We start from the raw sequence: 25,494 nt of genomic DNA on the forward strand, positions 1-25,494 counted from the left end.
GAGATTTCTGCAGATGATATGATAAACAAGCCTTGTGAGAGACATTGATCTTCTCACAAACAGATGGCTCTTTGAAAACTTTACAGACAGATCAAGAAATTCGAAATACACAACGTCGATTCTTAAAATCACAATAAGTACTCGAACAATCATTTATTCACGAAACATAAACGCATAAGCGTTTGAGTCAATATCAAATGGAGAGTTTGATCCTGGCTCAGGATGAACGCTGGCGGCATGCCTAATACATGCAAGTCGAACGGATATCTTCGGATATCAGTGGCGAACGGGTGAGTAACACGTAGATAACCTGCCCATACCCGGGGATACGCTTTGGAAACGAAGTCTAAAACCCCATAGGAAAGAAGAAGGCATCTTCTTCTTTTGAAACAGGCGTTTGCCTGGGGGACGGATGGATCTGCGGTGCATTAGTTAGTTGGCGAGGTAACAGCTCACCAAGACGATGATGCATAGCCGGCCTGAGAGGGCGATCGGCCACACTGGGACTGAGACACGGCCCAGACTCCTGCGGGAGGCAGCAGTAGGGAATTTTCGTCAATGGGCGCAAGCCTGAACGAGCAATGCCGCGTGAGCGAAGAAGGTCTTCGGATCGTAAAACTCTGTTGCGGGGGAAAAAGGAAGGGAAGAGGAAATGCTTTTCTTTTGATGGTACCCCGCCAGAAAGTCACGGCTAACTACGTGCCAGCAGCCGCGGTAATACGTAGGTGGCAAGCGTTATCCGGAATGATTGGGCGTAAAGGGTGCGCAGGCTGCGCGTCAAGTCTGAAGTGAAAGGTACGGGCTTAACCGGTACAGGCTTTGGAAACTGGCACGCTAGAGGACAGGAGAGGGCGGTGGAACTCCATGTGTAGCGGTAAAATGCGTAGATATATGGAAGAACACCAGTTGCGAAGGCGACCGCCTGGACTGTTGCTGACGCTCAGGCACGAAAGCGTGGGGAGCAAATAGGATTAGATACCCTAGTAGTCCACGCCCTAAACGATGAGGAGCAGGTGTCGGAGGGAGGACCCCGGTGCCGAAGCTAACGCAGTGACTCCTCCGCCTGGGGAGTATGCACGCAAGTGTGAAACTCAAAGGAATTGACGGGGGCCCGCACAAGCGGTGGAGTATGTGGTTTAATTCGAAGCAACGCGAAGAACCTTACCAGGCCTTGACATAGGACGCGAAGACTTAGAGATAAGTTGGAGGTTACCGTCCATACAGGTGGTGCATGGTTGTCGTCAGCTCGTGTCGTGAGATGTTCAGTTAAGTCTGGCAACGAGCGCAACCCTCGTGATATGTTGCTACCATTGAGTTGAGAACTCATATCAGACTGCCGGTGACAAACCGGAGGAAGGCGGGGATGACGTCAAATCATCATGCCCCTTATGGCCTGGGCTACACACGTACTACAATGGCGTCTACAAAGGGAAGCGAACCTGTGAAGGGAAGCGAACCCCATAAAAGACGTCCCAGTTCGGATTGAAGTCTGCAACCCGACTTCATGAAGTTGGAATCGCTAGTAATCGCGGATCAGCATGCCGCGGTGAATACGTTCCCGGGCCTTGTACACACCGCCCGTCAAACCATGGAAGCCGGCAACGCCCGAAGCCGACGGCATAACCCTTAAAGGGAGTGAGTCGTCTAAGGCGGGGCCGACGACTGGGGTTAAGTCGTAACAAGGTATCCCTACGGGAACGTGGGGATGGATCACCTCCTTTCTAAGGAGAAAGTACAAGGAAGTCCATTGGTGAAAGCCGATGGCAAAGAGTAATGAGTGAGGATTTGTCTGTGAGGTTTTGGAAGAGCGATCTTCCAGAGAATGGATCTTTGAAAAACGAGCATCAGTAAGAAGACATAACAGAAGGTCTAACGAAAAGTTGAAGAGTAAAAAGATTTAACCGAAAGTTGGAAACAGTTAGTGGAACAGTTCTTACGAAATAGAAAAATCTCGAAACAAGCATAACTAGAACCAAAGTTAGAGAACTAGATCAAGCAAGGAAGGGCGTACGGAGGATGCCTTGCCACTCTTGAATGATGAAGGACGCGCCAGGCTGCGAAAAGCCGTGCCGAGCTGTCAGGGAAGCGACGACACACGGATATCCGAATGGGGAACCCGGCTGGTTTTATAGCCAGCCATCCATGCAAATGGAGAGAAACCCGGTGAACTGAAACATCTAAGTAGCCGGAGGAAAAGAAAACAAAAGTGATTTTCCGAGTAGCGGCGAGCGAAAGGAAAGAGCCCAAACCATAGCGATATGGGGTTGTAGGACCGCTGGAAATGAAAGACGAGCGAACGGGAACGCGATGGAAAGCGCGGACAGAGAAGGTGAAATCCCTGTACCGGCAAGCGAGTCAAGTAAGGAGCGGAATCCTGAGTACAACGGGACACGTGAAATCCTGTTGGAAGCAGGCGGGGACCATCCGCCAAGGCTAAATAAGTAAGAGTGAGCGATAGAGAAGAGTACCGTGAGGGAAAGGTGAAAAGAACCGCGCAAGCGGAGTGAAAGAGAACCTGAAACCGTATGCCTGCAAGAAGTCAGAGCCCGACCAAGGGTGATGGCGTGCCTTTGTAGAATGAACCGGCGAGTTGCTTTTGAATGCAAGGTTAAGCGGGAAAACGCGAAGCCGAAGCGAAAGCGAGTCTTAAGAGGGCGACAAGTAGTCAGGAGCAGACCCGAAACCGGGTGATCTAGCCATGGGCAGGTTGAAGCAGAGGTGAAACTTTGTGGAGGACCGAACCGACCATCGTTGAAAAGCTGGCGGATGACCTGTGGCTGGCGGAGAAATTCCAATCGAACCCGGAGATAGCTGGTTCTCCCCGAAATAGCTTTAGGGCTAGCGTCAATGTTATGGCTGCGGAGGTAGAGCGCTGAATTCATGATGGCCCCATCCCGGGGTACTGAATGGAATCAAACTTACGAATGCCGCAGCGGGAAGTCGTTGGCAGTCAGAGTGCGGGTGATAAGGTCCGTGCTCAAGAGGAAACAGCCCAGACCGCCGTTTAAGGCCCCAAAATGACAGCTCAGTGGAAAAGGATGTGGGGACGCACGGACAACTAGGAGGTTGGCTCAGAAGCAGCCATCCTTGAAAGAGTGCGTAACAGCTCACTAGTCGAGTGGCCCTGCGCCGAAAATGTACCGGGGCTAAGCTGTCTGCCGAAAGCGCGGATTAAGTACTGAAGTATTTAGTGGTAGGGGAGCGTTGCATGTTCGTGGAAGCATTACCGTAAGGGGATGTGGAGGACATGGAAGTGAGAATGCCGGTGTGAGTAGCGAGATGCAGGTGAGAATCCTGCACACCGAAAGCCCAAGGATTCCGGGGAAGGTTCGTCCGCCCCGGGTCAGTCGGGACCTAATGCGCAGCCGACAGGCGAAGCAGATGGAAAGCAGGCGAAGATTCCTGCACCTGAGATAAAGGCGATGGAGTGACAAAGACGGGAAGTGTGACCCTCTTAATGGATTGAGGGCGAAGCGCGGCAGTACCGGTCCAGGCAAATCCGGACCGAGAGGTACAGAGCGTTAGAGGTAAGCGAAATCCTTGGAAAGTAGCGAAGCACATGGAGCGGCTTTCAAGAAAAGCTTCTAGCGATACTTTATCTTGGCCCGTACCAAAACCGACACAGGTGGGCGGCAAGAGAATTGTAAGGTGAGCGAGAGAACTGTTGCCAAGGAACTCGGCAAAATGGCCCCGTACGTTCGCAAGAAGGGGCGCTCGAGAGAGCCGCAGTGAAAAGGCCCAAGCGACTGTTTAACTAAAACACAGCTCTATGCAAAGCCGTAAGGCGAAGTATATGGGGTGACACCTGCCCGGTGCTGGAAGGTTAAGGGGATCTGTGAGTCCGCAAGGAGGAAGCAGTGGTCCGAAGCCCCAGTGAACGGCGGCCGTAACTATAACGGTCCTAAGGTAGCGAAATTCCTTGTCAGGTAAGTTCTGACCCGCACGAAAGGTGAAACGATTTGGGCGCTGTCTCGGCAGCAGACTCGGTGAAATCTTAGTACCTGTGAAAATGCAGGTTACCCGCAACTAGACGGAAAGACCCCATGGAGCTTTACTGCAGCCTGGTATTGGGTTTTGGATGATCATGTACAGGATAGGCGGGAGGCGAAGAAAAGAGTACGCCAGTATTCTTGGAGCCGACGTTGGGATACCGCCCTGATGATTTGAAGCCCTAACATAGAGAGAAACTCATAGACAGTGCCAGGCGGGCAGTTTGACTGGGGCGGTCGCCTCCCAAAGAGTAACGGAGGCGCCCAAAGGTGCGTTCAGTCTGGATGGAAACCAGATTTAGAGTGTAAATGCATAAGCGCGCCTGACTGCGAGGCTAACAAGCCGAGCAGGGACGAAAGTCGGGATTAGTGATCCGGCGGTGCCGAATGGAAGGGCCGTCGCTCAACGGATAAAAGCTACCCTGGGGATAACAGGCTGATCCCGCCCAAGAGTTCACATCGACGGCGGGGTTTGGCACCTCGATGTCGGCTCATCGCATCCTGGAGCTGGATTCGGTTCCAAGGGTTGGGCTGTCCGCCCATTAAAGCGGTACGCGAGCTGGGTTCAGAACGTCGTGAGACAGTTCGGTCCCTATCTGTTGTGGGCGCAGGAGATCTGAGGGAAGCTGTCCTTAGTACGAGAGGACCGGGATGGACCTGCCAATGGTGCACCGGTTGTTACGCCAGTAGCATAGCCGGGCAGCCAAGCAGGGATCGGATAAGCGCTGAAAGCATCTAAGCGCGAAGCCGAGCCCAAGATAAGATCTGCGGTATATAAGACCCCTTGAAGACGACAAGGCGATAGGCTGGAGATGGAAGCGAAGCGATTCGCGGAGTTGGCCAGTACTAATCGGTCGAAAGCTTAATCTAAGATTCGAGAAAGCTATACGCAAGAAGCCACTGCTGAAACCAACGATCGCGTTAGATCGTTATGCTGGAAGACTGATGTTTGTTTTTGGAAGATCCATTTGATAAACTTTAAAAGTACGGTGACGATAGCGGATGGGATACGCCCATTTACATCCCGAACATGGAAGCTAAGCCATCTTGCGCTGACAATAGCCGCAAGGCAAAGATAAGTAGTCGCCGAACAAAACGAAATCCCCGAGAGATAAAGGAGAAATCCGATATCTTTCGGGGATTTTTCTTAGGATCGAAAGATTTGATCCTAATACAGGCCCGTCTGAAAATCCGGTTCGTTTTCCGGACTGGAATCCAAATCCAGTTTGTACATTCCGAATTTTTCGAACGTTTTTCTAACTGGCCTTTCTTTCTGAAGACCAGGAGCCGACAGAGCATAGTCGGCGGCGAAAGAAGAGTCGGTTTTGTTCAAAGGCAAGATTATCCAACAAAACGCAAGATCGTTTAACACGTTGCCAAAATGGAATATCCGCTTTTCTATTCTCATAATCTGCCCCGCACACAACCCAAAGACCCTTTCAAAAAACGTCCCGCGAAGAAGCCAGAAGATTTGGCCAGGCTTTGCGGGATGTGTCTTTCAATGGCCTGTAAAGCGGTTGCGTCCAGTCGGGCAGTCTTCTTTCGAACGCAAGTCATTTTGCGCATTAAAATGGAAGTGCAAAAAACGATATTTCTTGAAAAAGCCGAAAGGAACAGGAGGAGCGGATATGCAGATTAAAGCAGCGTTTTTCGATATTGACGGGACTTTGCTTTCCCACAAACTGAAGGCAGTGCCCCAGAGCGCACTCGATACGATTGAACAGATGCAGAAAAAGGGAATTCTCTGTGTAGCTGCAACCGGCCGTTCCATCATGGAGTTCAATCGTCTGCCTACCCGGGGATTCGAATGGATGGCTACATTGCGCTGAATGGTCAGCTTGTTCTCGATCAGAATCAGGAAATTCTGAGCGCCCATCCGCTCGAAGATTCCGCCAGAAATCATCTTCTGAAACTTTTCAACGAGAAAGACATTCCGGTTCTGCTGATTGAAAAAGACCGTCTGTATATCAATAAAATCGACGATCAGGTCAGAGCAGCCAACAAGGCTGTTTCCACGCCGCTGCCGCCGGTGGATTCCTGGTCGGGAAATCCTGTATATTCGGCGATTGGCTATATTCCCAAAGAAAAAGAAGAAGAGCTCCATGCTCTTCTTCCGGAATTCACGATTACGCGCTGGTGCGATCAGGCGGTCGATCTACTTCGAAAAGGCGGCAGCAAGCAGGCGGGCATCGAAGAATTTCTGAAGTTCCACACTATTCGACCTGAAGAAACCATCGCGTTTGGCGATGGAGAAAACGATCTCGAAATGCTCCAGCATGCGGGTATCGGCGTTGCCATGGGCAATGCCAAAGCGATCATTAAGGAAAATGCCGACTACGTTACAGAGGATGTAGAACACGACGGGATTCAGAAAGCCGCGCTTCACTTCGGTCTGATTGACTGACCATTTTCACAGAACATTTATAAGCATTACCAGACCTCACAAAACATACTGCCGGACAGATTCGACTGTCCGGTTTTATTTCGCTTTTTGAACGGCGGGCTTGCGTGTCTGCTTCTGAAGCCGTTCATGCATGCCGGTCATAAGCAGCAGAATCGCCAGAAGATAGATCGGGAAAATGGAAATCGATAAGAAGCGGGAAAGAAAGCCAAACAGCGGCGGCATGACGCAGCTGCCGATATAGGCACTGGCCATTTCCACACCGATGATCGCCTGTGAGCGATCCGCGCCGAAATGATCCGGGGTGGAATGAATGATGCTTGGATAAATCGGCGCGCAGCCAAGTCCGATCAGAACAAGGCCGACAAGCGCAGCCGTTTCATCTAAAGGGAGAAGCAGAGCGGCACCGCCAATCACGATGATACCCTGACCGAAACGGACCATTTGCGCATCGTTCATTTTCAGGGTAAGAAAACCGCCTAGCGCACGGCCGACCGTAATGCCGATGAAAAACAGACTCGCAAAGCTGGCTGCGGTATCGGCTGCGATTCCCTTGGCAACAACAAGATAGCTGCTCGCCCAGAGTCCGGCTGTCTGCTCGAGCGCGCAATAGCAGAAAAACGTAATCATGACGGCTTTAACACCGGGAAGAGTGATTATGGCTTTCAGGCTCAGCGGTTTGGATGGTTCTGTATCGGAATCATCGGAATGGACCGGTCTGTCTTTCCAGAGGGGAAGACTGAGAAAAATAATGGCGGTAATAACAATCTGGATGATGCTGATGAGACGATAGCCAAGACTCCAGCTGTGTGCTTGAGTAAGTGCGAAGCCCATGATGTATGGACCGATGGAAGCGCCGACACCCCACATGCAGTGAAGCCAGCTCATGTGCCGGCTGGCGAAATGCAGAGCCACGTAGTTGTTCAAAGCGGCATCGACACTGCCCGCGCCAAGACCGTAGGGAATGGCCCACAGGCAGAGCATCCAGAATGAAGAGCTGATGGAAAAGCCAAACAGGGCGATAGCGGTCATAGCGACGCTGCAGACGGTCACTTTTCCAGCGCCAAATTTACGGGTGAGCCGATCGCTCGAAAGGCTGGAGATCACCGTACCAGCGGAAATGATGAAGAAAATGATCCCCGACCAGGAAAGCGGCACTCCAAAACTCGGATACATGGACGGCCATGCAGAGCCTAAAAGCGAGTCTGGAAGGCCCAGACTGATAAACGAAAGGTAGATCACAGCGAGAAGCAGATGAACCATGAATTGTTCCTCCTTGATTTCTGCTAAGAAAATATCACTGAATTGATACCCAATGTTAGGATAAAATCGACAGGTTTTCAGGAGAATATCACCCAAAGGAGAAAACGGATGGCTTTAAACGCATGCAAGACGATTCAGGTTGACCGACAGGGAAGAGAGCAGATTGAACATGGAACGCCTTTGTTTCCGATCGCCTGCTATCACGACAACATCAGCGAAAGGGAAGTGGCATGGCACTGGCATGAAGAACTCGAAGTTCTTGTCGTCGAAAGCGGAACGGTGCGTGTGGCGGCCAACGGAGAAGACTGTCTGCTCCATGCGGGAGAAGGCGTCTTTATTCAGACGGGTGCGCTGCATGGCGTGTGGCCGGCCTCAGGTGAAGTCTGCCGTATTCATTCTCTGGTGTTTCATCCGCGTTTAGTCGGCGGAAGTCTCGACAGTATTTTCTGGCAAAAATATCTGGAGCCGCTTCTGAGTGATTCCTCCATTTCCATGATCCGTCTGGATCCCTGCGTATCATGGGGTAACGAGGCCTGCGAGGATATCGAAAGCGCGTGGCAGCTTTGCGTAAAGGAAGAAGACGGCTACGAGTTTCGGGTACGGGATCGTCTTTCTCATCTGCTCTTTACACTCGGAAAATCCAGACAGCTGATGGAGCAGAAGCCATCGCGCAAAGCCAGACGGGATGGCGAGCTGATCAAAATCATGCTTCAGTACATACAGGACCATCTGGATCAGCCGCTTTCGCTGGCAGATATTGCCAGGAGTGCACATCTGAGCGAAAACGAATGTCTGCGCTGCTTTAACCGTATGATCGGCAGTACGCCCATTCGCTATATCCGCGAACTGCGCCTGCAAAAAGCAGTATCCCTGCTCGTACAGACGGATGGACGTATTTCGGACATTGCTGCGCAGTGCGGGTTTCTGGAGATGAGTTATTTCGCTCGCGTCTTTCGAGAACGAAACGGCTGTACGCCAGGGGAATATAGAAAACGGTATGGCCCGATGCCGAAGGAAAGCCTTTAAACCAGCGATTTGAACTGGAGCAGGCATTTTGAAGATTTGTTTTCGATCCAGTCGCCAGGATTGTCGTTAAGGAGGAAGACGAAAATGGAACAGATGGTTATCACGTATTACGAGTCGCCGCTTGGAGAGATCACGATCGAATCCGACGGAAACGCGATCACCGGTATCTGGTTTGAAGGCCAGAGAGAAGCGGAAAAAATCAAAGCGGATTCCGAGAAAAACAGCGCAAATGATTCAGATGAGGATCTGCCGGTATTTGAACAGGCCAGAAAATGGCTGGATCTCTACTTTGCGGGGAAAACCCGGATTTTCGGCCGGAACTCTCGACGCAGGGCACTCTGTTTCAGCAGGAAGTCTGGGCCATTCTTAAAGCCATTCCGCTTGGTGAGACGACGACGTACGGCGATATCGCCAGAACGATCGCCGCAAAGCGCGGTATGTCCAGAATGTCGGCGCAGGCGGTTGGTCAGGCGGTCGGCTCCAATCCGATCTCGCTTATGATTCCCTGTCATCGCGTTCTGGGCTCCAATGGATTGCTGACCGGCTATGCGGGCGGTGTAGACCGAAAACGGGCTTTGCTTGAGCGGGAAAAAGCGGAAAAATCGCATCCCCGAACAATGAAAACACCGAAGAAAAATAACTGCTTTAAACCGATCCAGATGGAACTGGCTTTCAAACTTCCAAAACACAGTCTGGACTCCAATACGGGTTCGTTCCCTTTATGAGAACGAGCCTTTTTGCGTTTTCAACCCATGCCAGAGCAGCCATAAGTGCAGAACAGATGCCGCAAGGATGAATGAACTGAATCTGCACAGAAAAAGGTCGGAATTCGGGAAAAATCCGCCATTTCAATGAGTATGCAGCTTGATCTGGAGTGAACTCGAGGTTGTATAACGTGCTCATGAACATTGCAGAAGTCAGCAAACTCTATGACATCAGTCAGGACACCCTGCGCTCCTACGAACAGATCGGCATGATCCCGCCGGTGACCCGCACCGAGGGCGGCAAGCGGGACTATCAGGAAGAAGATCTTCGCTGGGTCGAACTCGTCAAATGCATGCGCCGGGTCGGTCTGCCGGTCAAATCGATCGTGGAATACGTGACGCTTTATATGGAAGGCGATCAGACCATTCCGGATCGTCTCGAACTGCTTCAGGAACAGCGGCTCGAGCTGGAAGAGCAGAAAGCCCGGATCGATCAGATGATTCAGCGCCTTTCATGGAAAATCGAACGCTACAAGGAAGCGCAGATCACAGGCGTTCTGAACTGGGAGAAAAAGGAGGATTTATGAAAAGTTTAGTCGCTTACTATTCCCGCACAGGAGAAAACTATTTTGGCGGGGATATCCGTACCATCACCGAAGGCAATACGGAAAAAGCTGCGAAGGAAATCGCAAAGCTCACCGGAGCGGATCTTTTGAAATCCGACAGAGCGATCCGTATTCGGATACGTACATGACTTACATTCAGCAGGCGCAGGACGACTCGAATGCACATTGCCGTCCAAAGATAGAAAACCTTCCAGCCAGCCTGGATGAATACGATGAGATCTGGCTTGGCTTCCCAATTTACTGGGACACCATGCCGATGGCCGTTTTCACCTTTATCGACGCCTATGACTGGAACGGCAAGATCATTCATCCTTTCACCACCCACGAAGGCAGCGGACTTGGACGCGTGCCGGCGGATCTGGCCAAAGAAGCCAAAGGCGCCATCATCACGCAGGGGCTCGCAATTCACGCCAGCTATGTCGATCGCTCGAAAGCCCAGATCGATCACGGGGTCAAAGTCAGCTCGACCAAATAAAAACAGAAGAAACTGGCAGAAAACAGCCTGAGAGAATATCAAAACAGAAAACCGAAAGGATGGAGGAACGAGACGATGGAAAATAAAAACGCTGTAAAAGCAGAAGCCGAAGAAGATGTATACGCGCTGATGGATCAGGGCGGTCCAACGGATAATCGAAAGCCATATTTCCGCCCGGCGGTGGATGAAATGATGCGTTCCCGAACGCTCTGCGCAAAAGCCAACCGAAAACTTCCCGATGATCCGACGTATATGGACGATCTGCGCGAGCTGTTTCATTCCGATCTCGACACCATCCGTGTCCTGACTCCGTTTCAGTGCGATTTTGGAAATCGTGTGAAGTTTGGAAAAGGCGTTTTCATCAACCATTCCGCAATTCTTTCCGCTTCCGGCGGCATTGAATTTGAAGACGGCGTCATGGTGGCCCCCGGCGTTCGGATTGCAACAATCAATCATGACATGAATGAACGCCATACGATCTATACCTATGGCAATGTAACCATTCACAAGAACGCCTGGATCGGTATGAACGTGACCATTTGTCCCGGGGTAACGATTGGCAAGTACGCGGTAGTCGGTGCCGGCGCCGTAGTTACGCACGAAATTCCTGACTATGCGGTAGCCGCCGGCGTTCCTGCCAAAGTCATTCGTATGCTCCATCCAGCCGAGCAGAAAGAATAAGCCGAAAAATGGCAGCAGGGAAAAGTAAGTGTCAAACAATCGACGGGTATACGCGAGACTGAATATTAGATACGCTAAACGGGATCCCTTTCGAGATCCCGCTTGGCGTATTTTTTATTCTTCATCGTTTTCTTCATACTTCGGATCCGGTCCACGGTATCCAATTCGAAGATATTCAGGTAAATCCTTTGAATACGGCAGAAGTGACTTCAATACATCTACCGCGATTTCATCGTCTTTGAACCATTTGAGTTCATCCAGAACGTACTCCATGTAGCGCTCTGGATTTAAGTCGTTCATTTCAGCCGATCGAAACAAAGTCATAAACGCTGCGACGACTTCCGCACCTTTGATACTCTTCGTAGTCTGGAAGTTTTTGCGATTGATCACGAATGGCTTTACGGCTCTTTCTGCCACATTATTGTCGATCGGATAATCACCGTCTTCCAGGTACCTTCCCAACGAGTTCGCTCGATCCATGAAGTACTTGGCTGCTCTGTAGGCGGTGCTTCTTTCCTCGAATCCACTCTGAATCTCCATCATGACTCTTGTGAGTCTTTCAAAGCAGGGCTTTGAAAGTTCCTGCCGAACTTCGGTTCTCGCCTCGTGCGAGTAAGAAGCAACGTGGGATTCGATGTGGTAGAGCTTCCCGAACAGAGACAGGGCTGTGAGCAGAATCTGGAGACCCGGACTTGGTTCGGGTCTCTCTGTTTCGTCCAGCTGGGCTGCCGCTTCTGCGGCCTCTTCGTCGTTCTCCAGTGTGGTCTTTTCCCACTTCAGGACGTCTGCCTGATACTGCGCGAAGTCTGACCGGACTTTGATGGCTTCGAAGATCTTTCTTCTCGCATGGGCCATACAGTTGAGCTTTCTGCAGGGGCCATAGTAGTTGGCATATGCATAAAGCCCGTCTGTCATAAGGGCATGACGAAAAGAACCGCCAAGGAGGGCGATTACGAACTCCTGTTTCTTGTAAGGGAAAAACTTATAGACAGCCATCTGGTTCTCTTCATAGATTCCGCTGACGGCGACAACCATAGAAGACTGTTTTCGATCTTTAACCTCCGTGCACTTTAAAACCGTCTCATCCATATGGACGACGTTACAGTTTGGGAGATCCTCAATCATTTGTTTTACGAGGGGCTTCAGATAAAGATCGTAAGTTTTTCCAGGATGTTGCCCATGGTCTGACGGCTGATCGGCAGTCCCGTGAGACTCAGGTGCTTTTCCTGACGATAGGCCGGGGTTCCCATTACGAACTTATCGTAGGCAATTCCCGCGACCATAGAGGAAGTTGCGACACTCTTGTCGATCAGTGCAGGCTCGTCAGGTTCGGCGGTGCGGATGATGGCTTTCCCGTTTTCATCCGTACACTTGTTTGGGCACGCGACTGTCTCACGCAGCACTTCTTCCAGCCTATAGCGAGCGGGAATCCGATGAATCCTATAGTGACGTTTCATTCCAACAGTTTTCATCTCACAGCCGCAAACTGGGCAAATGCGCTTTTCCCCTTCTACACTGAAGGTAGTGGTTTCTTTGACCGCTTCCTGCTTTCTGCACTTGGTGGAAGGTTTTTCTTGCTTCCTTCAACAGAACTGAGCTTTAAATCTTCAGCTTCTTTACGATAGCGGTCTCCCTCTTCCTGATATTTCGCAGCCCGGTTAAAACAATCATCGGCTTTCAGATCAAGCTGAGCCAGCTGTTTATTCAGAATATTGATATCTGGGCCGCCGTCCTCGTTTTCAGAGTAATCCAGTTTCAAGGGAACCATCTTTTCCGTAGAAGGACCAAAGCGGCCGCTTTTCACGGCTTTATTGATTTCTTTAGCGAAATAGAGATCCAGGTACATATCCTCAATAAATTTGTCTTTCTCTTCTTCCGTCATGGTGCTGATCTGATGATGAAGATCTTCGAGGAGCTCGTTGCGGATTGTCTGGTAAGGGTTCGGCACATTCATGTATTAATTTTAACATATTTAGAGCGATAGATAAAGTAAATGGGATGATTTATCTTGATATTCCTTCAAGAAAATCATCCTTTTAAATTGGTTTAAACATACTTATAAGTTCGTGGCAGAAATGCCGGCTGGGGAACAATCGACAGACCGGAAAGCAGAGAAGCCAGCTGCGAACAGTCAATTCGCATGAAGTCGGACTGGTCAGTGCTGACAGGCCACTGAAGGGAAGATCTGGAGAGTCGCTTATAAACAAGCCAGAATCCATTTCCGTCACGAAGGATACCTTTGATCTTGTTCTTCTGTCGATTAACGAAGAGAAAGAGGGATCCATCCAGCGGATCCAGAGCGAGAGGTCCTTGAACCAGGGAGACGTAACCGTCAATTCCTTTGCGAAGGTCAGCAGGCATCTGAGCCAGATAGATGTTTTTAACTTTGGAGAAATCGATACCGAGATCGATTGCAGGGATGATTGATTCCATGAAAAAGCCTCCTTGAATAAAGGAATTATCCCAAGGAGGCGGTCGAGAAAATACCCGTCTTTTATTTGACGCTTACAGGGAAAACGAACACAGAATAAGTTCAAATTGGAATGAAAAAGCGCAGCTCTTCCACGGAAAAAGGGAAGAACTGCGCTTTTCGTCTGCAGTCTGGTCAAATTGACCAAAGCGGGGGTCCGGAGCTTTTGAACAGCCCGCAAATCGTAGAATTCTAGTATTTCTTCTGAATGATGCGTTTCATCCAGGCTTCATACAGGAAGATCAGCACAATGATGCCAATGACTGTGAGGAGTGTCGGAACCCATAAAAATTCAAAGCAGAGAAGGATGAGTGCGACATAGGCAATGGACAGAATCATGTTCGCCATAATGAGGCCGGCAGCCGACCAGTTGTTTTTGAGCGCTTCGTATTCGGTACTCCAGTTCAGTCTGGGAAAGAGAAGGTCTACAATCGCACCCGACTGGCAGGCAGGAATGGAAACCAGAGCCGAGGTCAGAATGAACAGAATGTCCATCCAGAAGGGGATGCTGATCATGTAGTGAATCAAAACGAGATAAAGGAGCGTTGGAAAGAAGGTAAACAGATAGGGCGGTCACCAGTTTGACATGAATCTGGGTCAGGAAGGGTACCGGAATGCTTTTCATCCAGTCCACGCCGCGCTGCCCTTCCCGGGTAATCGCCGTGGCGGCAATCATGTTCATGTCTCCGCTGAAGAGAACAAGAACCGAAGCGGCCAGAATCGGCAGGCCAATCTGCATGGACAGGTCGAGAGAAGCGATATTTACCTGCTTCGCCATATCCATCAGTTCTGCAATCGACGGATTGTTCAGAATCACGATCAGAATAATGATCGGACCAAGGAAGGAAGAAAAGACGCAGTTGATCAGATAGGTCGGCGAGCGCAGAAGATTTTTCAGATCGGTTTTGAGCAGCTGACGAAATGCGGTCTGCTTCTTTCTCGAAAAGACGGCTTTCTTTTTCTGAACGGAAGAGGATGAAGCCTGCGAGCTCATGACGGCGGGCAGATAGAACCGATCAGCGCACCAGGCGAAAGCCAGCGCGCTGATGACGGTGCAAAGAAGCAGCCAGAGCAGCGAGAGGAAGGATCCGTCAAGAATGAAGGAAACCGACCAGTTTGTCTGAAAGATGATGTTGCTTCCCATGGAAAACATTTCCGGATTGTTCGTGAGAATCGCCATAACGTTATCGGTCTGTGCACCGATCTGACCGGCATACATGGAAGACATGCTGATGGCGATCGCAAAGATGATGCTGACTGCACCGAAGATCAGATTGAATACATCCTTATTGTGAAAGAACGGAAGGAACCGCATCACAAGCAGGATAATCAGTCCCATGATAAAGACCATAGAAAGCAGACTCAGAACCATGGACAGGGCCATGGCCAGAATCTGTCCAATCGACAGCGCGTGCAGGAAGGCAGCTGCCCCAATGCTTCCAAGACCGATCACGACGGCGAAAGGAAGGACAGACAGGAAGACAACGATCGTTTTCGCTCCGACAATCTGCCAGGGTTTCAGCGGAAGCGGAAGGAGAAAACGCGCATCCTGCGAAAAGTAGAAGATGGAAGGAAACATGTAGAGCAGCTGGACCATACAGAGGATGGCGGTAAAGAAGAATGTCATCTGAACGGCCATCTTCACAAAACCCATCTGATAGATCACGCCAAACTGCACAGCTATACCAAGTGCAAGCAGCACCATCAGAACAGCTGCGCCAAGCCCGGTCAGAAATTTTTTGCCGAAGAAATTGTTCTTTGTGGAAGAGAAGGTACCTTTGAGCAGATATTTCGTCAGCACCAGCATCTTATGCATCGGCGGTAACCTCCAGGAAGATTTCTTCCAGCGAACGATCCGGATACAGATCGCGGAGCGCCCCGAGCGTTCCGTCATACACGATCTGACCGCTCTTGATCATCAGAATTTTGTCACACAGTTTTTCTGCGACTTCCAGAACGTGGGTAGAGAACAGGACCGTATTTCCGTTTGCGGCATGTTCTTTCATTTTCTTCTTTAACAAAAAGGAAGATGTCGGATCCAGACCGGTCATCGGTTCGTCGAGAATCCAGTTGTCCGGATTGGAGACGAGAGCGCCGATCAGAATGGTTTTCTGACGCATGCCGTGGGAATAGGAGGCAATTTTCTGCGAGAGCGCGTCCGTCATTTCAAATTCGGCGGCGAGCTCTTCGGTTCGCTTTTTCGCTGTTTCCGGATCCACTTCGTAAATGGCGGCCATCATTTCGATATATTCCATACCGCTGAGCCGCAAGAAGAGGTCAGGGGAATCGGGAACGAACGACAGTTTCTTCTTAGCCTCTTCTGGCTCTTTGGAAATGTCGATTCCGTCGATGAGAATGGTACCTTCATCGGAATGGAGAATTCCGGTGATCATGTTGAGGGTGGTTGTTTTGCCCGCGCCGTTTGGACCGATAAAGCCCGTGATCGATCCGGCGGGAATTTCTGCGGTGCAGTGATCCACAGCGGTTTTATTGCCAAAGGTCTTTGTTACATCGCAAAGCTGAATCATAAGGATTTCCTTTCTTTCCCTGAAAAGCAAAGGGAAAATCGGTCCGGAAATTCCGGATACCGGTTTTCGGCTGCTTCTTCTGGATTCTGGCCGCTCTCTGACCAGAACGAGGGCAGACGAAAACTGTTTCCATTATTGAATTGCCCGAAAAGGTAATCAACGGATTTTCAAAAATGTTAGAAAAGGAATCGGGAATTTTTAATCAATCCTGTGTGCAATGAAATTTCCTGATTCAGACAGGATGAGTTTGGAAAGAAACGGTGTCATTTTCCCAGCAGAAAACAGGAAAAATCCTGCGAAGAAAAGGAGAGCCGGGAATGGTCTGCACGCAATGGCCGTTTCTATTTTTTTGACCAAGCCTCATGTATAATGTACGGGAATGAAAAGGACCGATAAACCAATGTATAAACGTGTTTTGCTTAAATTGAGCGGTGAAGCGCTGTCCTCAAAAGACATCAACCTGGACCCGGCGATTCTGAAAACGCTGGCGAAGGAACTCAAGGCTGTTAAAGAAACAGGCGTCGAACTCGCAATTGTCGTGGGAGGCGGAAACTTCATCCGCGGCAAACAGATTCAGGATATGGGAATGAACCGTGCGCAGGCCGATTATATGGGGATGCTGGGAACGGTCATCAACGCGCTGGCTGTCCAGAATGCGCTGGAAAACGAAGGCGTAGATACCCGCGTGCAGACTGCAGTCGAAATGCAGAAAGTGGCTGAGCCATTCATCCTGCGCCGTGCTCTGCGTCATCTCGAAAAAGGCCGTGTCGTTATTTTCGGTGCCGGAACCGGATCGCCGTATTTCTCGACCGATACAACGGCTGCTCTTCGCGCAAGCGAAATTGATGCCGATGTCATTCTGATGGCGAAAAACGGTGTGGACGGTGTTTATGACAGCGACCCGAAAAAGAACCCGGACGCCAAACGCTACGATCATCTGACCTATCTCGATCTGCTCAACAAAGATCTGAAAGTCATGGATTCGACCGCCATTTCCATGTGCATGGATAATGACATTGATCTTGTTGTCTTCAACATGAATGAACCGGGCAACATTGAAAAAGCGGTTCTCGGCGAAGTAGACGGAACAACCATCACCCGCTAGAGACCCATTTGCCCAACGCTCTGGATCAGAAGTTCTGATCCGCCTAAGTAATAAGGAGAAAAATATGGAAAACCAGTATCTTGAAATGGCTGAACTGGAAATGGATGAAGTCATTGAAAACTTTGAAAATAACCTCAAAACCATCCGTACCGGCCGCGCTTCCGCGTCCATGCTCGATCGCGTTCGCGTAGATTATTACGGCGAAATGACACCGATCAACCAGATGGCAAAAATCTCCGTTCTCGAAGGAACGCAGCTCGTGGTTAAGCCATACGACCGTTCCATGGTCAAAGGCATCAACCATGCCATTTCCGCTGCCAACCTTGGCGTTACCCCGCAGGCTGAAGCCGACTGCATCCGCATCAACGTGCCGCCTCTGACAACCGATCGTCGTAAAGAACTCGCGAAAGAAGCGAAGAAATACGCAGACCAGGCCAAAGTCAATCTGCGCAACATCCGCCGCGATGCCAACGACAAGATCAAGAAAGACAAGGAAATTTCCGAAGATATCCAGAAGGAATGGCTCGACGACTGCCAGAAACTCACGGACAAATACGTGAAGAAAGTGGATACGCTCGCAGACGCTAAAGAAAAAGATCTGCTCGGCTAAACATTTAGAAACCCATTCAAAAGCCCGCTATGGGCTTTTTAAAGAAACAGCACAGCCGGAAACTGCCGGCTGTGACTGTTTTTCGATTATGTAAAAGAGGAACGAACTATGGAAAACATTCCAAAGACGGTCGCCATTATCATGGATGGTAATGGGCGATGGGCTAAGTCCCGCGGACTGCCCAGAACCGCCGGTCACAAAAAGGAGCGGACCGGGTACGCGATATCGCGCTCGAAGCACAGAGACGCGGTGTCGAAAAACTGATTCTGTATGCCTTCTCCACGGAAAACTGGAAAAGACCGGAAGATGAAGTCTCCTATTTATGCAAGCTGCCGGGAATGTTTTTCTCCAGATTCATTCAGGAACTCATGGACAACGACATTCGCGTAACGTTTGCGGGAGAAATTGAACGCTTCCCCAGAATACCCGGGATGTCATTGAAAAAGCCGTACGGCAGACCAGCCACAACAAGGGTATGGAACTCTGTCTGGCGATTGATTACGGAAGCCGCCGCGAAATGTTACTTGGGATGCAGAAGTATGCCGATGAAGTCGCTGAAGGCGAACGGAAAAACGATCTGAGCGAAGAAGAATTTTCTTCCTATCTTTTCGTTCCAGAAGATATCGATCTTCTGATTCGCACGAGCGGGGAAGTGCGTATCTCGAACTTCCTGCTCTGGCAGATCGCATACGCGGAAATGATTTTTACGCCGATCGCATGGCCGGATTTTGATGAAGCTGCACTCGATGAATGCCTGAAAGAATTCGCGCACCGCAGCCGCCGCTTTGGAGGACTGGTCGATGAAAACTAGAATTCTGACGGCTATTGCGATTATAGCGGTCGTTCTCTATCCCATTCTGGCTGGCGGAACGGCTCTGCAGATTCTTGCCGTCTTCATTGTCGGCGCCGGTGCCTATGAATGGCTCCATTGCCTGAAAAACTATAAAAAATGGGGAATTCCCGTAACCGCAATTTCCATTCTCTGGGTTTTGGGACTACCCTGGGCAATTGGCTATTTTGGCTCTCGCGTTCTGTATACCTACGTCATGCCGATGATTCTGCTGATCTGGGCACTCCCTGTTTTTGTGAAGAGCTTTGATGAAACAAACTGTTTTGCAACCCTCGCGTTTCTCGTCATTTTTGGAATGGCGTATCTCTGCATGCAGTTTTTCATGGATCAGCCGTCCTACTTGTGGACCGTCGTTCTGGCTACGTACGGCAGCGATACCGGTGCCTACTTTGCGGGCCGGTTCTTTGGCAGGCATAAGATGATTGAGCGCGTTTCTCCGAAGAAGACCTGGGAAGGCCTCTTTGGCGGCTGGGTGTTTGGCTTTCTGCTTTCCTTCCTGGTCAGCCTGTTCTATGTGAAGGGCCTTAATTTTGGCCTGAATCTTGCCGTCTGCATTCTCGCTCCGGTTTTCGCCGAACTGGGCGATCTCTGCTTCTCGGTTTTCAAGCGCCACTATCGCATCAAGGATTTTTCCTCCCTGCTTCCAGGACATGGCGGCGTGCTCGACCGGGTCGATTCTCTGCTGATGAATTTCCTGTTATTTGGGATTCTCTACAGCTTTCTTTAAGATTTATTGGATATAATCAACGCGCCTGTACCTTTCGTATCGGCGCGTTTTTCGATTCACGTTTTAGAAAGGAATCCATATGATCAATGTCCTGATCAGCCTGCTGGCATTTATTTTCATGCTCGGGCTAATCGTTATTATTCATGAGCTGGGCCACTTTCTGGCAGCGAGAGCTTTTGGCATTCACTGTCACGAATTTTCCATCGGCATGGGTCCGGCCATTTACCAGAGAAAAGGCAAAAATACGATCTTTTCCATTCGTGCCATTCCGCTGGGCGGCTATGTGAGCATCGCTTCCGATACGGGCGAATACCCGGAGGCGGAAGAAGCCGAAGACGATGCCAGGGAAGTCGTCGATGCAGACTATTCCGAAGCATCCGATGAATTAAAACAGGAAATCCCCGTGCTTTCGGATGATAAGACGAAAGAAAAAGAAGCGGATGAAGAGGAAGACTGGAACGCGAAAGTTCCGCCTGAACAGAAACTCGATCATCGTCCCGCCTGGCAGCAGGTCATCGTCCTTCTTGCCGGTGTGACGATGAACATCGTTCTGGCTCTCTGTCTTATGGCGGTGTTCATCGGCGCGCGCGGTTATGTTCCAATGCCGACTGAGCCAGTCGTTGCGGAAGTCTTTGAAAACTCCCCGCGCAGGAAGGCGGTCTGCAGCCAGGCGATCGCATCGTCAAAATTACGGCCGAAGACGGCAGCACAGTTGAACCAAAAGAACTCGATGATGTTACGGAGTTTCTCGTCTACAATCACGGCGAATCCGTCTACACCGTATTGCGGGACAATCAGGAAGTGGAACTGAAAATGACACCGCAGTTAAACGAAGAAAGCCGCTCCTATCTTCTTGGCTTTTCCGCGGCAGCTTCGTTCAAAGAAGTCCATGGTCTGGAATGCATCGGCTACGCCTGGGATGAACTCTGGGACAATACCATGCTGATCTTCCGCTCGCTGGGCAATCTCACGCAGGGCAAAGGAACGGAATCTCTCTCCGGTCCGGTCGGCATTTACAAAATGACCGATCAGATTGTCAGCTACGGCTGGATGCCGTATATCGCTCTTTGCGCGCTGATCTCCCTGAACGTCGGCATCTTCAACCTGCTCCCGCTGCCCGCTCTGGATGGAGGACGCATTTTCATCCTCCTGTTTGAAAAGCTCTTCCGGAAAAAGATGCCGCGCAAGGCGTTCGAATGGGCCATTCTGGGAAGCTATGTTCTTCTCTTCGGACTGCTCATCTTCGCCACCTGGAACGATATCGTAAACTTCTTCCTGTAATAGGAAGTGGAAACCAATTCTCAGCCAAATTCAGGCTAGAAAAACTTTCTGAATTATTTGTCCATATCAAAAGGGCGGCAGCAGATTTTGCGATCTGCTGCCGCCCTTTGAAGGTTTATTTACGAATGTAAACGGGTTTGAATGTTTCCACGACTTTGGAAACGAGTTCGTCATCGGCCAGAAAGGCGCGCATTGGACCGGCTTTCTGAACGCTCAGAAAAGCCGAAGCAACGGGAATCGTCTTGTTAAGGTCGCCGGAATCGATATCCGCGACAACGCCCCAGCCTTCAGGCTGTCCTTCTTCCTGCGTACGTACCAGCCAGAGACGGGCGATATCTGGATCTAAAGCGGCTGTTTTGGCCAGAGAGAGAACGGCTGCCGGTTTTGCTTCATGGACATCTTCAAAGAAGGAAACGGCTACACCGGCTTCGATGGTACCGGCATGGGAGCTGACTCTGGCTTCCTGGAAGGAGCCAAGGAAGCTTTCCTTATCAAAGGTGATCGGCGTGCCTTCCGGATTGAAGAGCAGGAAGCCGATTTCCTTATGCGCACGCAGCAGCTTCAGCAGTCCCTGGAAGCTGATCTGAATCGCGTGACGGGAAAGTTTCTGTTTTCCCAGTTCGTCCTTGTCGGTGAACACCGGCACAATGCTGCCTTTGGAAGATTGAAAGTCGATGAGGTCGAGCGGGGCAGTGTCCAGAAAGTCCGGATTGCTGAGATCGGCAGGCTTCGGGGCCTCGGTCAGAATGATGTAATAGTTTGATTTGGGAAAGCCCTCGTAAAGGAGCTTCGCGTTTTTCGCTCTTGTCCTGAACAAAATTCGTAATCAGCTGTCCAAGAGGAAGTGTAGATAAAGCCATAAAATCACCTTTCTTAAGACCGGTTCCCACAAGAACGGTCAGATTTTCTTCATTTTGACATCAAAAACCGGACCTGTCATCTGTTCCATGAACACGAGGAGGAATTTGTCAATTAAAGATAAATCATAATGGCGCAAAGGTGAAGAATTGCTGCCGCAGCAATCATCAGATGCCAGACAAAATGGGCATACGGTTTCTTCCGGGCGTAGAAGAAGGCGCCGATGGTATAGAAAATGCCGCCACCCGCAATCAGAAGCACAAAGACGGGACCGCATTTCATCCAGACCAGTGGCAGAACGAAGATCGCCATCCATCCCATTAACATGTAGAGCGTCATGGAAATCGCCGGATGGGAGTATTTGGAAATGCTTTTGAGAAGAATGCCTGCAATGGCCAGAATCCATTCCAGTGCGAGAATGGCGTAGCCGACTGGACCGCCAAGCAGAACCAGACAGATGGGCGTATACGTCCCCGCGATCGCTAACAAAATCGAGATGTGATCCAGTTTTCGAAAGACCATTTTCCAGGTCGTATCGTAGGGCATGATGTGATAGAGACAGCTTCCGCCAAACATGAAGATCATGCAGATCAGGTAAATGCCGATGCCGACCGTTCCCAGCCAGCCCGCTTTCTGCCAGGCGATGACGGAAAGAACGGGCATCGCAAACAGGAGAAGAAACATCATCACGCCATGGCTGACGGCGTTGCCGACTTCCTCGCCAAAGCTGAGATGAAACGTATCTTTCATCAGGCGGCGGCTCATTTTGGGTTTATGGTTTGGCTCTTCCGGCTGATCGGAAAGATTGGGATTGGGCAGAGAAGAATGAAGAACAGATTCCATACGGAAACTCCTTTCGAAAAATGGAGAAGCGTGCAGGCCGGTGCAGCCGGGTTTGCAGAGGCTCTCTAACTAGTTTTTATTCTACTGTAATCTAGATATTAAAACCAGATGTAAGACCTGTCCTTTGGAAAACGTCAGAAATACAGACTGGAAGGGGTGTCTTTGATCCCTTCTTCTGCCTGAAGCATGTACCTCTTGATTTGCGGCGTCTGGTTGCCCGCTTCCGGTCTTTCGTTCCATATATATGGATCATCATATGTGGATCATCGTTTCTCCAGCGGATGTCTTCACGCTGGATAAGACGACAGGCAGTGCGTTTTTCGCATAGGCAAGGCAGATTTGAAAAGAGGGCCCACTAATGAGAAAATAGGCATTCAGGAAAAGGAGGGCGCCAATGTTCTTAAAACGGATTGAACTAAGCGGATACAAAAGCTTTGCCAATCGAAGCGTTCTGAACTTTGAAGAACCGCTGACCGGCATCGTCGGTCCAAACGGCTGCGGAAAGAGCAACATCACCGATGCCGTTCGCTTTGCGTTAGGCGAGCAGTCTGCTAAATCACTGCGTTCCGGATCCAGCCTGAATGAAATGATTTTCGCGGGAAGCCAGAGCCGCAAGCCGGTCAACATTGCCCGGGTTACGCTCGTTTTCGACAACTCGCAGAAAATCTTTGATTCCCCTATGAAGAAATTGAGATCACCAGACAGATTCAGCGCGGATCCTCGGAAATTTTCAACTGGATCAACAAAACGCCCTGCCGTCTGAAGGATATTCAGGATCTGGTTATGGATACCGGCCTGGGAAGAGATTCTCTTTCCATTATTTCGCAGGGCAACATTTCTTCTTTTGCGGATGCACGGCCGGAAGAACGCCGTCTGCTTTTTGAAGAAGCGGCCGGTGTAGCCAAATACAAAAAGCGCAAAAAGATTTCGCTGGCCAAGCTCGAAAACGTCAAAGCCAATCTGGAACGTGTACAGGATCAGGTTGATTCTTGCGCGTCTCAGATGAAGACGCTCGAACGTCAGGCTGAGAAAGCGGAACAGTATCTGGCCTGCAAGAAGGAACTTGCGGATATCGAGATTTCGCTTCTGGCGATGCAGATCGAAGAAAACAAGGAAAAGGAACTGGAACAGAAAGCTGCGCTTGAGCGCATGCAGACCCGTCAGAATGAACAGAACCGCATCAGTATGGAAGCGGATCAGCAGATGGAAGCACTGCAGGAGGAAATCCGGCATACCGACGCAAGACTCGTGAATCTGCAGAACGAGCTGGCCCGCGTCATGGAAGAGTCGGTTTCCTTAAACAAGCAGAAAGCCATTCTGGATGAGCGGCGCAAAATTTCGCTCTCTTCTGCGGACAAGCAGGCCAGAGCCCAGTCGCTTCTCGAACTGTTTTCAGAAGCCAAATACGAATACGAAGACCGCCGGCGAAGACTGGCGGCTATGAAACTCGATACGCAGACCCGGGAAAGTCACCAGCAGAAGGCATTAGGCGAAAGCCGTCGTCTGGTCGAAGAAAGCCGCCGCATCGAAAACGAGATTCATTCGCTTCAGAACCAGCTCGCCGGTGTCGAATCCCGTCTGGCTCATCCGCCTTATCGTAACCATGGCGTACAGGCCGTTATGCACAATGCCTCCCGCCTTTCCGGCATTTGCGGTCTCGTGCAGGATCTGCTCGAATGCGACGACGAATACATGAACGCGATTTCTGTCGCGCTCGGTTCCGCAAACGAACAGATTGTTGTGGAAAGCGACAGCGATGCCCGTCGGGCCATCGGCTGGCTGAAACGCTCCGGCGCAGGCCGGGCGACGTTCCTGCCGCTTTCGGTATGCAAGGGAAGGTATCTGCAGGACTGGCAGCGCTCGATCGCCATTAAGCAGCACGGCATTCTTGGCGAAGCCAGCCGCTTCGTTCGATGCAAACCGCGCTATGAAGCGCTGCGCGACCGCCTGCTGGGCAATATTCTGATTGCCTCCAGTCTGGAAGAAGCCAACCAGGCCGCCCGGGCGCTGCGTCAGTCGGTTAAGATCGTTACGCTTGGCGGCGACGTCGTTCACGCGGGCGGTGCCATGACCGGCGGATCGCTTCGTCCAAACGTCAACCCGATTCCGGCTCTGAAAAAGGAAAAGGAACGTCTGCTCGATGAAATCGCAGCGCGCAGGGAAGCGCTTGGCGATTTGCAAAGAGAATTCGATCAGGCGCAGGCGCAGACGTCGCAGATGGGCAGTGAACTGCTTCAGATGAAAATCGAGCAGGAAAAGCTCGCCAGCATCGTGCAGGTCAAAAGGAAAAATACGAATCGCTCCAGAGACAGATCGCCCAGCTCAATCTCGATCCGGTTCTGGATGAAGAAACCGGCGCGGATGCGGCGACCGAACTTGTTGAACGCATTTCGGCCCTTCACGCGAAGTCCGATGAGCTCAACGCGCAGATTCGCATGGACCAGGAAAGAAAACCGCTCTGCACGAACAGAGCGCCAGAGCCAGCGAAACGCTGCGAAACGCCAGACGCGAGCTGACGAGTCTGATGGAAAAACGTCGAAAGTGCAGTCCGAACTCGCCCGTATTCAGACCCGTCTTGAACAGGATCTGCTCCGTCTTGGTTCGGATTATTCGCTGACGTTTGAAGCCGCAAAAGCGAAAATGCAGCCGATCGAAGTCGTGTCGGCCAGAGCGCAGGTCAAGAAACTGCGCTCGCAGATCGTCGCGCTGGGCAGCGTGAACCTCGAAGCGCCCGAACAGCTCAAGGAAGTGCGGGAACGCTATGAGTTCCTTACATCGCAGATGGAAGAGCTCATATCCGCCAGCGAACAGATTCTCGGCGCCGTCGATGAAATGGATCAGACCATGATCACCCAGTTCAAGGACATGTTCGACCGCATCAACGGCTGTCTCGATGAAGTGTTCCAGTCCATGTTTGGCGGCGGCCGCTGCCGGCTCGTTCTCTGCGAACCGGATAACCTGTTAGAAAGCGGCGTCGATGTCGATGTACAGCCCCTGGAAAATCCGTCAAGAATCTGCAGACGTTCTCCGGCGGGGAAAAGGCGCTGATTGCGATCT

General features: G+C 50.7%; 25 protein-coding genes, 3 rRNA genes and 2 pseudogenes. 20 read left to right on the top strand and 10 right to left on the bottom strand.

Features of this window, described 5'->3' with window-relative positions; all coding sequences use genetic code 11:
- Positions 1–194 precede the first annotated feature (194 nt).
- The 5 genes from KWG61_RS06335 to KWG61_RS06350 all read left to right on the top strand — a co-directional run bounded on the left by KWG61_RS06335 (position 195) and on the right by KWG61_RS06350 (position 6,393).
- Positions 195–1,721 (top strand): 16S ribosomal RNA (locus KWG61_RS06335).
- A 268-nt stretch (positions 1,722–1,989) separates the two neighbouring features.
- Positions 1,990–4,859 (top strand): 23S ribosomal RNA (locus tag KWG61_RS06340).
- A gap of 115 nt (positions 4,860–4,974) precedes the next feature.
- Positions 4,975–5,081, top strand: a 5S ribosomal RNA gene (gene rrf, locus KWG61_RS06345).
- Together the 16S, 23S and 5S rRNA genes form the textbook arrangement of a ribosomal RNA operon.
- Positions 5,082–5,617: 536 nt before the next feature.
- Positions 5,618–5,818 carry an HAD hydrolase family protein gene (locus KWG61_RS16095; protein WP_256460803.1) on the top strand — a complete coding sequence of 67 codons (201 nt, stop codon included), beginning with the start codon at positions 5,618–5,620 and terminating at the stop codon, positions 5,816–5,818.
- Positions 5,797–6,393: an HAD hydrolase family protein gene (locus tag KWG61_RS06350; protein ID WP_256460804.1), complete on the top strand. Its 597-nt coding sequence runs from the start codon at positions 5,797–5,799 to the stop codon at positions 6,391–6,393. The genes KWG61_RS16095 and KWG61_RS06350 overlap by 22 nt, the downstream gene beginning before the upstream one ends.
- A 75-nt stretch (positions 6,394–6,468) precedes the next feature.
- On the opposite strand, the gene KWG61_RS06355 is transcribed toward KWG61_RS06350, so the two are convergent.
- On the bottom strand, positions 6,469–7,653 hold the full coding sequence (locus KWG61_RS06355) for a sugar MFS transporter (RefSeq protein WP_230268483.1): 1,185 nt from the start codon (positions 7,651–7,653) through the stop codon (positions 6,469–6,471).
- Between the two features lie 108 nt (positions 7,654–7,761).
- Here KWG61_RS06355 and KWG61_RS06360 point away from each other — a divergent pair, with 108 nt between their 5' ends.
- The 7 genes and pseudogenes from KWG61_RS06360 to KWG61_RS06385 all read left to right on the top strand — a co-directional run bounded on the left by KWG61_RS06360 (position 7,762) and on the right by KWG61_RS06385 (position 11,165).
- Positions 7,762–8,679: an AraC family transcriptional regulator gene (locus tag KWG61_RS06360; protein WP_230268484.1), complete on the top strand. Its 918-nt coding sequence runs from the start codon at positions 7,762–7,764 to the stop codon at positions 8,677–8,679.
- Positions 8,680–8,772: 93 nt separating this feature from the next.
- A pseudogene (locus tag KWG61_RS17180) lies at positions 8,773–8,925 on the top strand (hypothetical protein); the annotation flags it as partial.
- Positions 8,926–8,951: 26 nt separating this feature from the next.
- Positions 8,952–9,404, top strand: coding sequence for a methylated-DNA--[protein]-cysteine S-methyltransferase (locus tag KWG61_RS17185; RefSeq protein WP_367614271.1), 453 nt, complete (start codon positions 8,952–8,954; stop codon positions 9,402–9,404).
- A 176-nt stretch (positions 9,405–9,580) separates the two neighbouring features.
- Positions 9,581–9,970, top strand: coding sequence for a MerR family transcriptional regulator (locus tag KWG61_RS06370; RefSeq protein ID WP_230268485.1), 390 nt, complete (start codon positions 9,581–9,583; stop codon positions 9,968–9,970).
- Complete coding sequence (locus tag KWG61_RS06375; protein ID WP_242745288.1) at positions 9,967–10,137, top strand: hypothetical protein; 171 nt, start codon at positions 9,967–9,969, stop codon at positions 10,135–10,137. Before KWG61_RS06370 ends, KWG61_RS06375 begins: the two co-directional genes overlap by 4 nt.
- Positions 10,134–10,484 carry a flavodoxin gene (locus KWG61_RS06380; protein WP_242745289.1) on the top strand — a complete coding sequence of 117 codons (351 nt, stop codon included), beginning with the start codon at positions 10,134–10,136 and terminating at the stop codon, positions 10,482–10,484. Before KWG61_RS06375 ends, KWG61_RS06380 begins: the two co-directional genes overlap by 4 nt.
- Positions 10,485–10,559: 75 nt before the next feature.
- On the top strand, positions 10,560–11,165 hold the full coding sequence (locus tag KWG61_RS06385) for a DapH/DapD/GlmU-related protein (RefSeq protein ID WP_230268487.1): 606 nt from the start codon (positions 10,560–10,562) through the stop codon (positions 11,163–11,165).
- Positions 11,166–11,279: 114 nt separating this feature from the next.
- On the opposite strand, the gene KWG61_RS06390 is transcribed toward KWG61_RS06385, so the two are convergent.
- The 7 genes from KWG61_RS06390 to KWG61_RS06415 form a co-directional block, all read right to left on the bottom strand.
- Complete coding sequence (locus KWG61_RS06390; RefSeq protein WP_242743364.1) at positions 11,280–12,290, bottom strand: transposase; 1,011 nt, start codon at positions 12,288–12,290, stop codon at positions 11,280–11,282.
- Positions 12,291–12,307: 17 nt separating this feature from the next.
- Positions 12,308–12,637, bottom strand: a complete 330-nt coding sequence (locus KWG61_RS16100) for a transposase (RefSeq protein ID WP_256460690.1) — start codon at positions 12,635–12,637, stop codon at positions 12,308–12,310.
- 38 nt (positions 12,638–12,675) lie between these two features.
- Complete coding sequence (locus KWG61_RS06395; protein WP_242743366.1) at positions 12,676–13,119, bottom strand: hypothetical protein; 444 nt, start codon at positions 13,117–13,119, stop codon at positions 12,676–12,678.
- Between the two features lie 92 nt (positions 13,120–13,211).
- Positions 13,212–13,598: an IS66 family insertion sequence element accessory protein TnpB gene (gene tnpB / locus KWG61_RS06400; protein ID WP_230268547.1), complete on the bottom strand. Its 387-nt coding sequence runs from the start codon at positions 13,596–13,598 to the stop codon at positions 13,212–13,214.
- Positions 13,599–13,827: 229 nt separating this feature from the next.
- Positions 13,828–13,974, bottom strand: a complete 147-nt coding sequence (locus tag KWG61_RS06405) for a hypothetical protein (protein WP_242745290.1) — start codon at positions 13,972–13,974, stop codon at positions 13,828–13,830.
- Entirely contained in the window at positions 13,928–15,451 is a 1,524-nt protein-coding gene (locus tag KWG61_RS06410; RefSeq protein WP_242745291.1) for a hypothetical protein, read from the bottom strand. The genes KWG61_RS06405 and KWG61_RS06410 overlap by 47 nt, the downstream gene beginning before the upstream one ends.
- Positions 15,444–16,163 carry an ABC transporter ATP-binding protein gene (locus KWG61_RS06415; RefSeq protein WP_230266623.1) on the bottom strand — a complete coding sequence of 240 codons (720 nt, stop codon included), beginning with the start codon at positions 16,161–16,163 and terminating at the stop codon, positions 15,444–15,446. Before KWG61_RS06415 ends, KWG61_RS06410 begins: the two co-directional genes overlap by 8 nt.
- Positions 16,164–16,563: 400 nt before the next feature.
- Here KWG61_RS06415 and pyrH point away from each other — a divergent pair, with 400 nt between their 5' ends.
- The 6 genes and pseudogenes from pyrH to KWG61_RS16110 all read left to right on the top strand — a co-directional run bounded on the left by pyrH (position 16,564) and on the right by KWG61_RS16110 (position 20,736).
- Positions 16,564–17,268 (top strand): UMP kinase, encoded by a 705-nt coding sequence (pyrH, locus tag KWG61_RS06420; RefSeq protein ID WP_230266624.1) that lies wholly within the window; start codon positions 16,564–16,566, stop codon positions 17,266–17,268.
- A gap of 64 nt (positions 17,269–17,332) precedes the next feature.
- Positions 17,333–17,878, top strand: a complete 546-nt coding sequence (frr, locus tag KWG61_RS06425; RefSeq protein ID WP_230266625.1) for a ribosome recycling factor — start codon at positions 17,333–17,335, stop codon at positions 17,876–17,878.
- A 108-nt stretch (positions 17,879–17,986) separates the two neighbouring features.
- Positions 17,987–18,689, top strand: a pseudogene (gene uppS, locus KWG61_RS06430) (polyprenyl diphosphate synthase).
- Complete coding sequence (locus KWG61_RS06435; protein ID WP_230266627.1) at positions 18,679–19,455, top strand: phosphatidate cytidylyltransferase; 777 nt, start codon at positions 18,679–18,681, stop codon at positions 19,453–19,455. The pseudogene uppS and the gene KWG61_RS06435 overlap by 11 nt, the downstream one beginning before the upstream one ends.
- 79 nt (positions 19,456–19,534) lie before the next feature.
- On the top strand, positions 19,535–20,266 hold the full coding sequence (locus KWG61_RS16105) for a site-2 protease family protein (protein ID WP_256460805.1): 732 nt from the start codon (positions 19,535–19,537) through the stop codon (positions 20,264–20,266).
- Positions 20,267–20,268: 2 nt separating this feature from the next.
- Entirely contained in the window at positions 20,269–20,736 is a 468-nt protein-coding gene (locus KWG61_RS16110) for a site-2 protease family protein (protein WP_256460806.1), read from the top strand.
- Positions 20,737–20,851: 115 nt separating this feature from the next.
- On the opposite strand, the gene KWG61_RS06445 is transcribed toward KWG61_RS16110, so the two are convergent.
- Entirely contained in the window at positions 20,852–21,553 is a 702-nt protein-coding gene (locus KWG61_RS06445) for an SseB family protein (protein WP_242745292.1), read from the bottom strand.
- 155 nt (positions 21,554–21,708) lie between these two features.
- Positions 21,709–22,437 (bottom strand): hemolysin III family protein, encoded by a 729-nt coding sequence (locus tag KWG61_RS06450; RefSeq protein ID WP_230266630.1) that lies wholly within the window; start codon positions 22,435–22,437, stop codon positions 21,709–21,711.
- Between the two features lie 394 nt (positions 22,438–22,831).
- Here KWG61_RS06450 and KWG61_RS06455 point away from each other — a divergent pair, with 394 nt between their 5' ends.
- Both KWG61_RS06455 and KWG61_RS06460 read left to right on the top strand, forming a co-directional pair.
- Positions 22,832–23,200 carry an AAA family ATPase gene (locus KWG61_RS06455; protein WP_242745293.1) on the top strand — a complete coding sequence of 123 codons (369 nt, stop codon included), beginning with the start codon at positions 22,832–22,834 and terminating at the stop codon, positions 23,198–23,200.
- A gap of 20 nt (positions 23,201–23,220) precedes the next feature.
- The gene (locus KWG61_RS06460; protein ID WP_242745294.1) at positions 23,221–25,485 is read left to right on the top strand and encodes a chromosome segregation protein SMC; all 2,265 of its coding nucleotides are present in this window, start codon (positions 23,221–23,223) and stop codon (positions 25,483–25,485) included.
- Positions 25,486–25,494 lie beyond the last annotated feature (9 nt).

The organism is Allobaculum sp. Allo2, from assembly GCF_022701175.1.
In the GTDB taxonomy this organism is placed as follows: domain Bacteria; phylum Bacillota_I; class Bacilli_A; order Erysipelotrichales; family Erysipelotrichaceae; genus Allobaculum; species Allobaculum fili.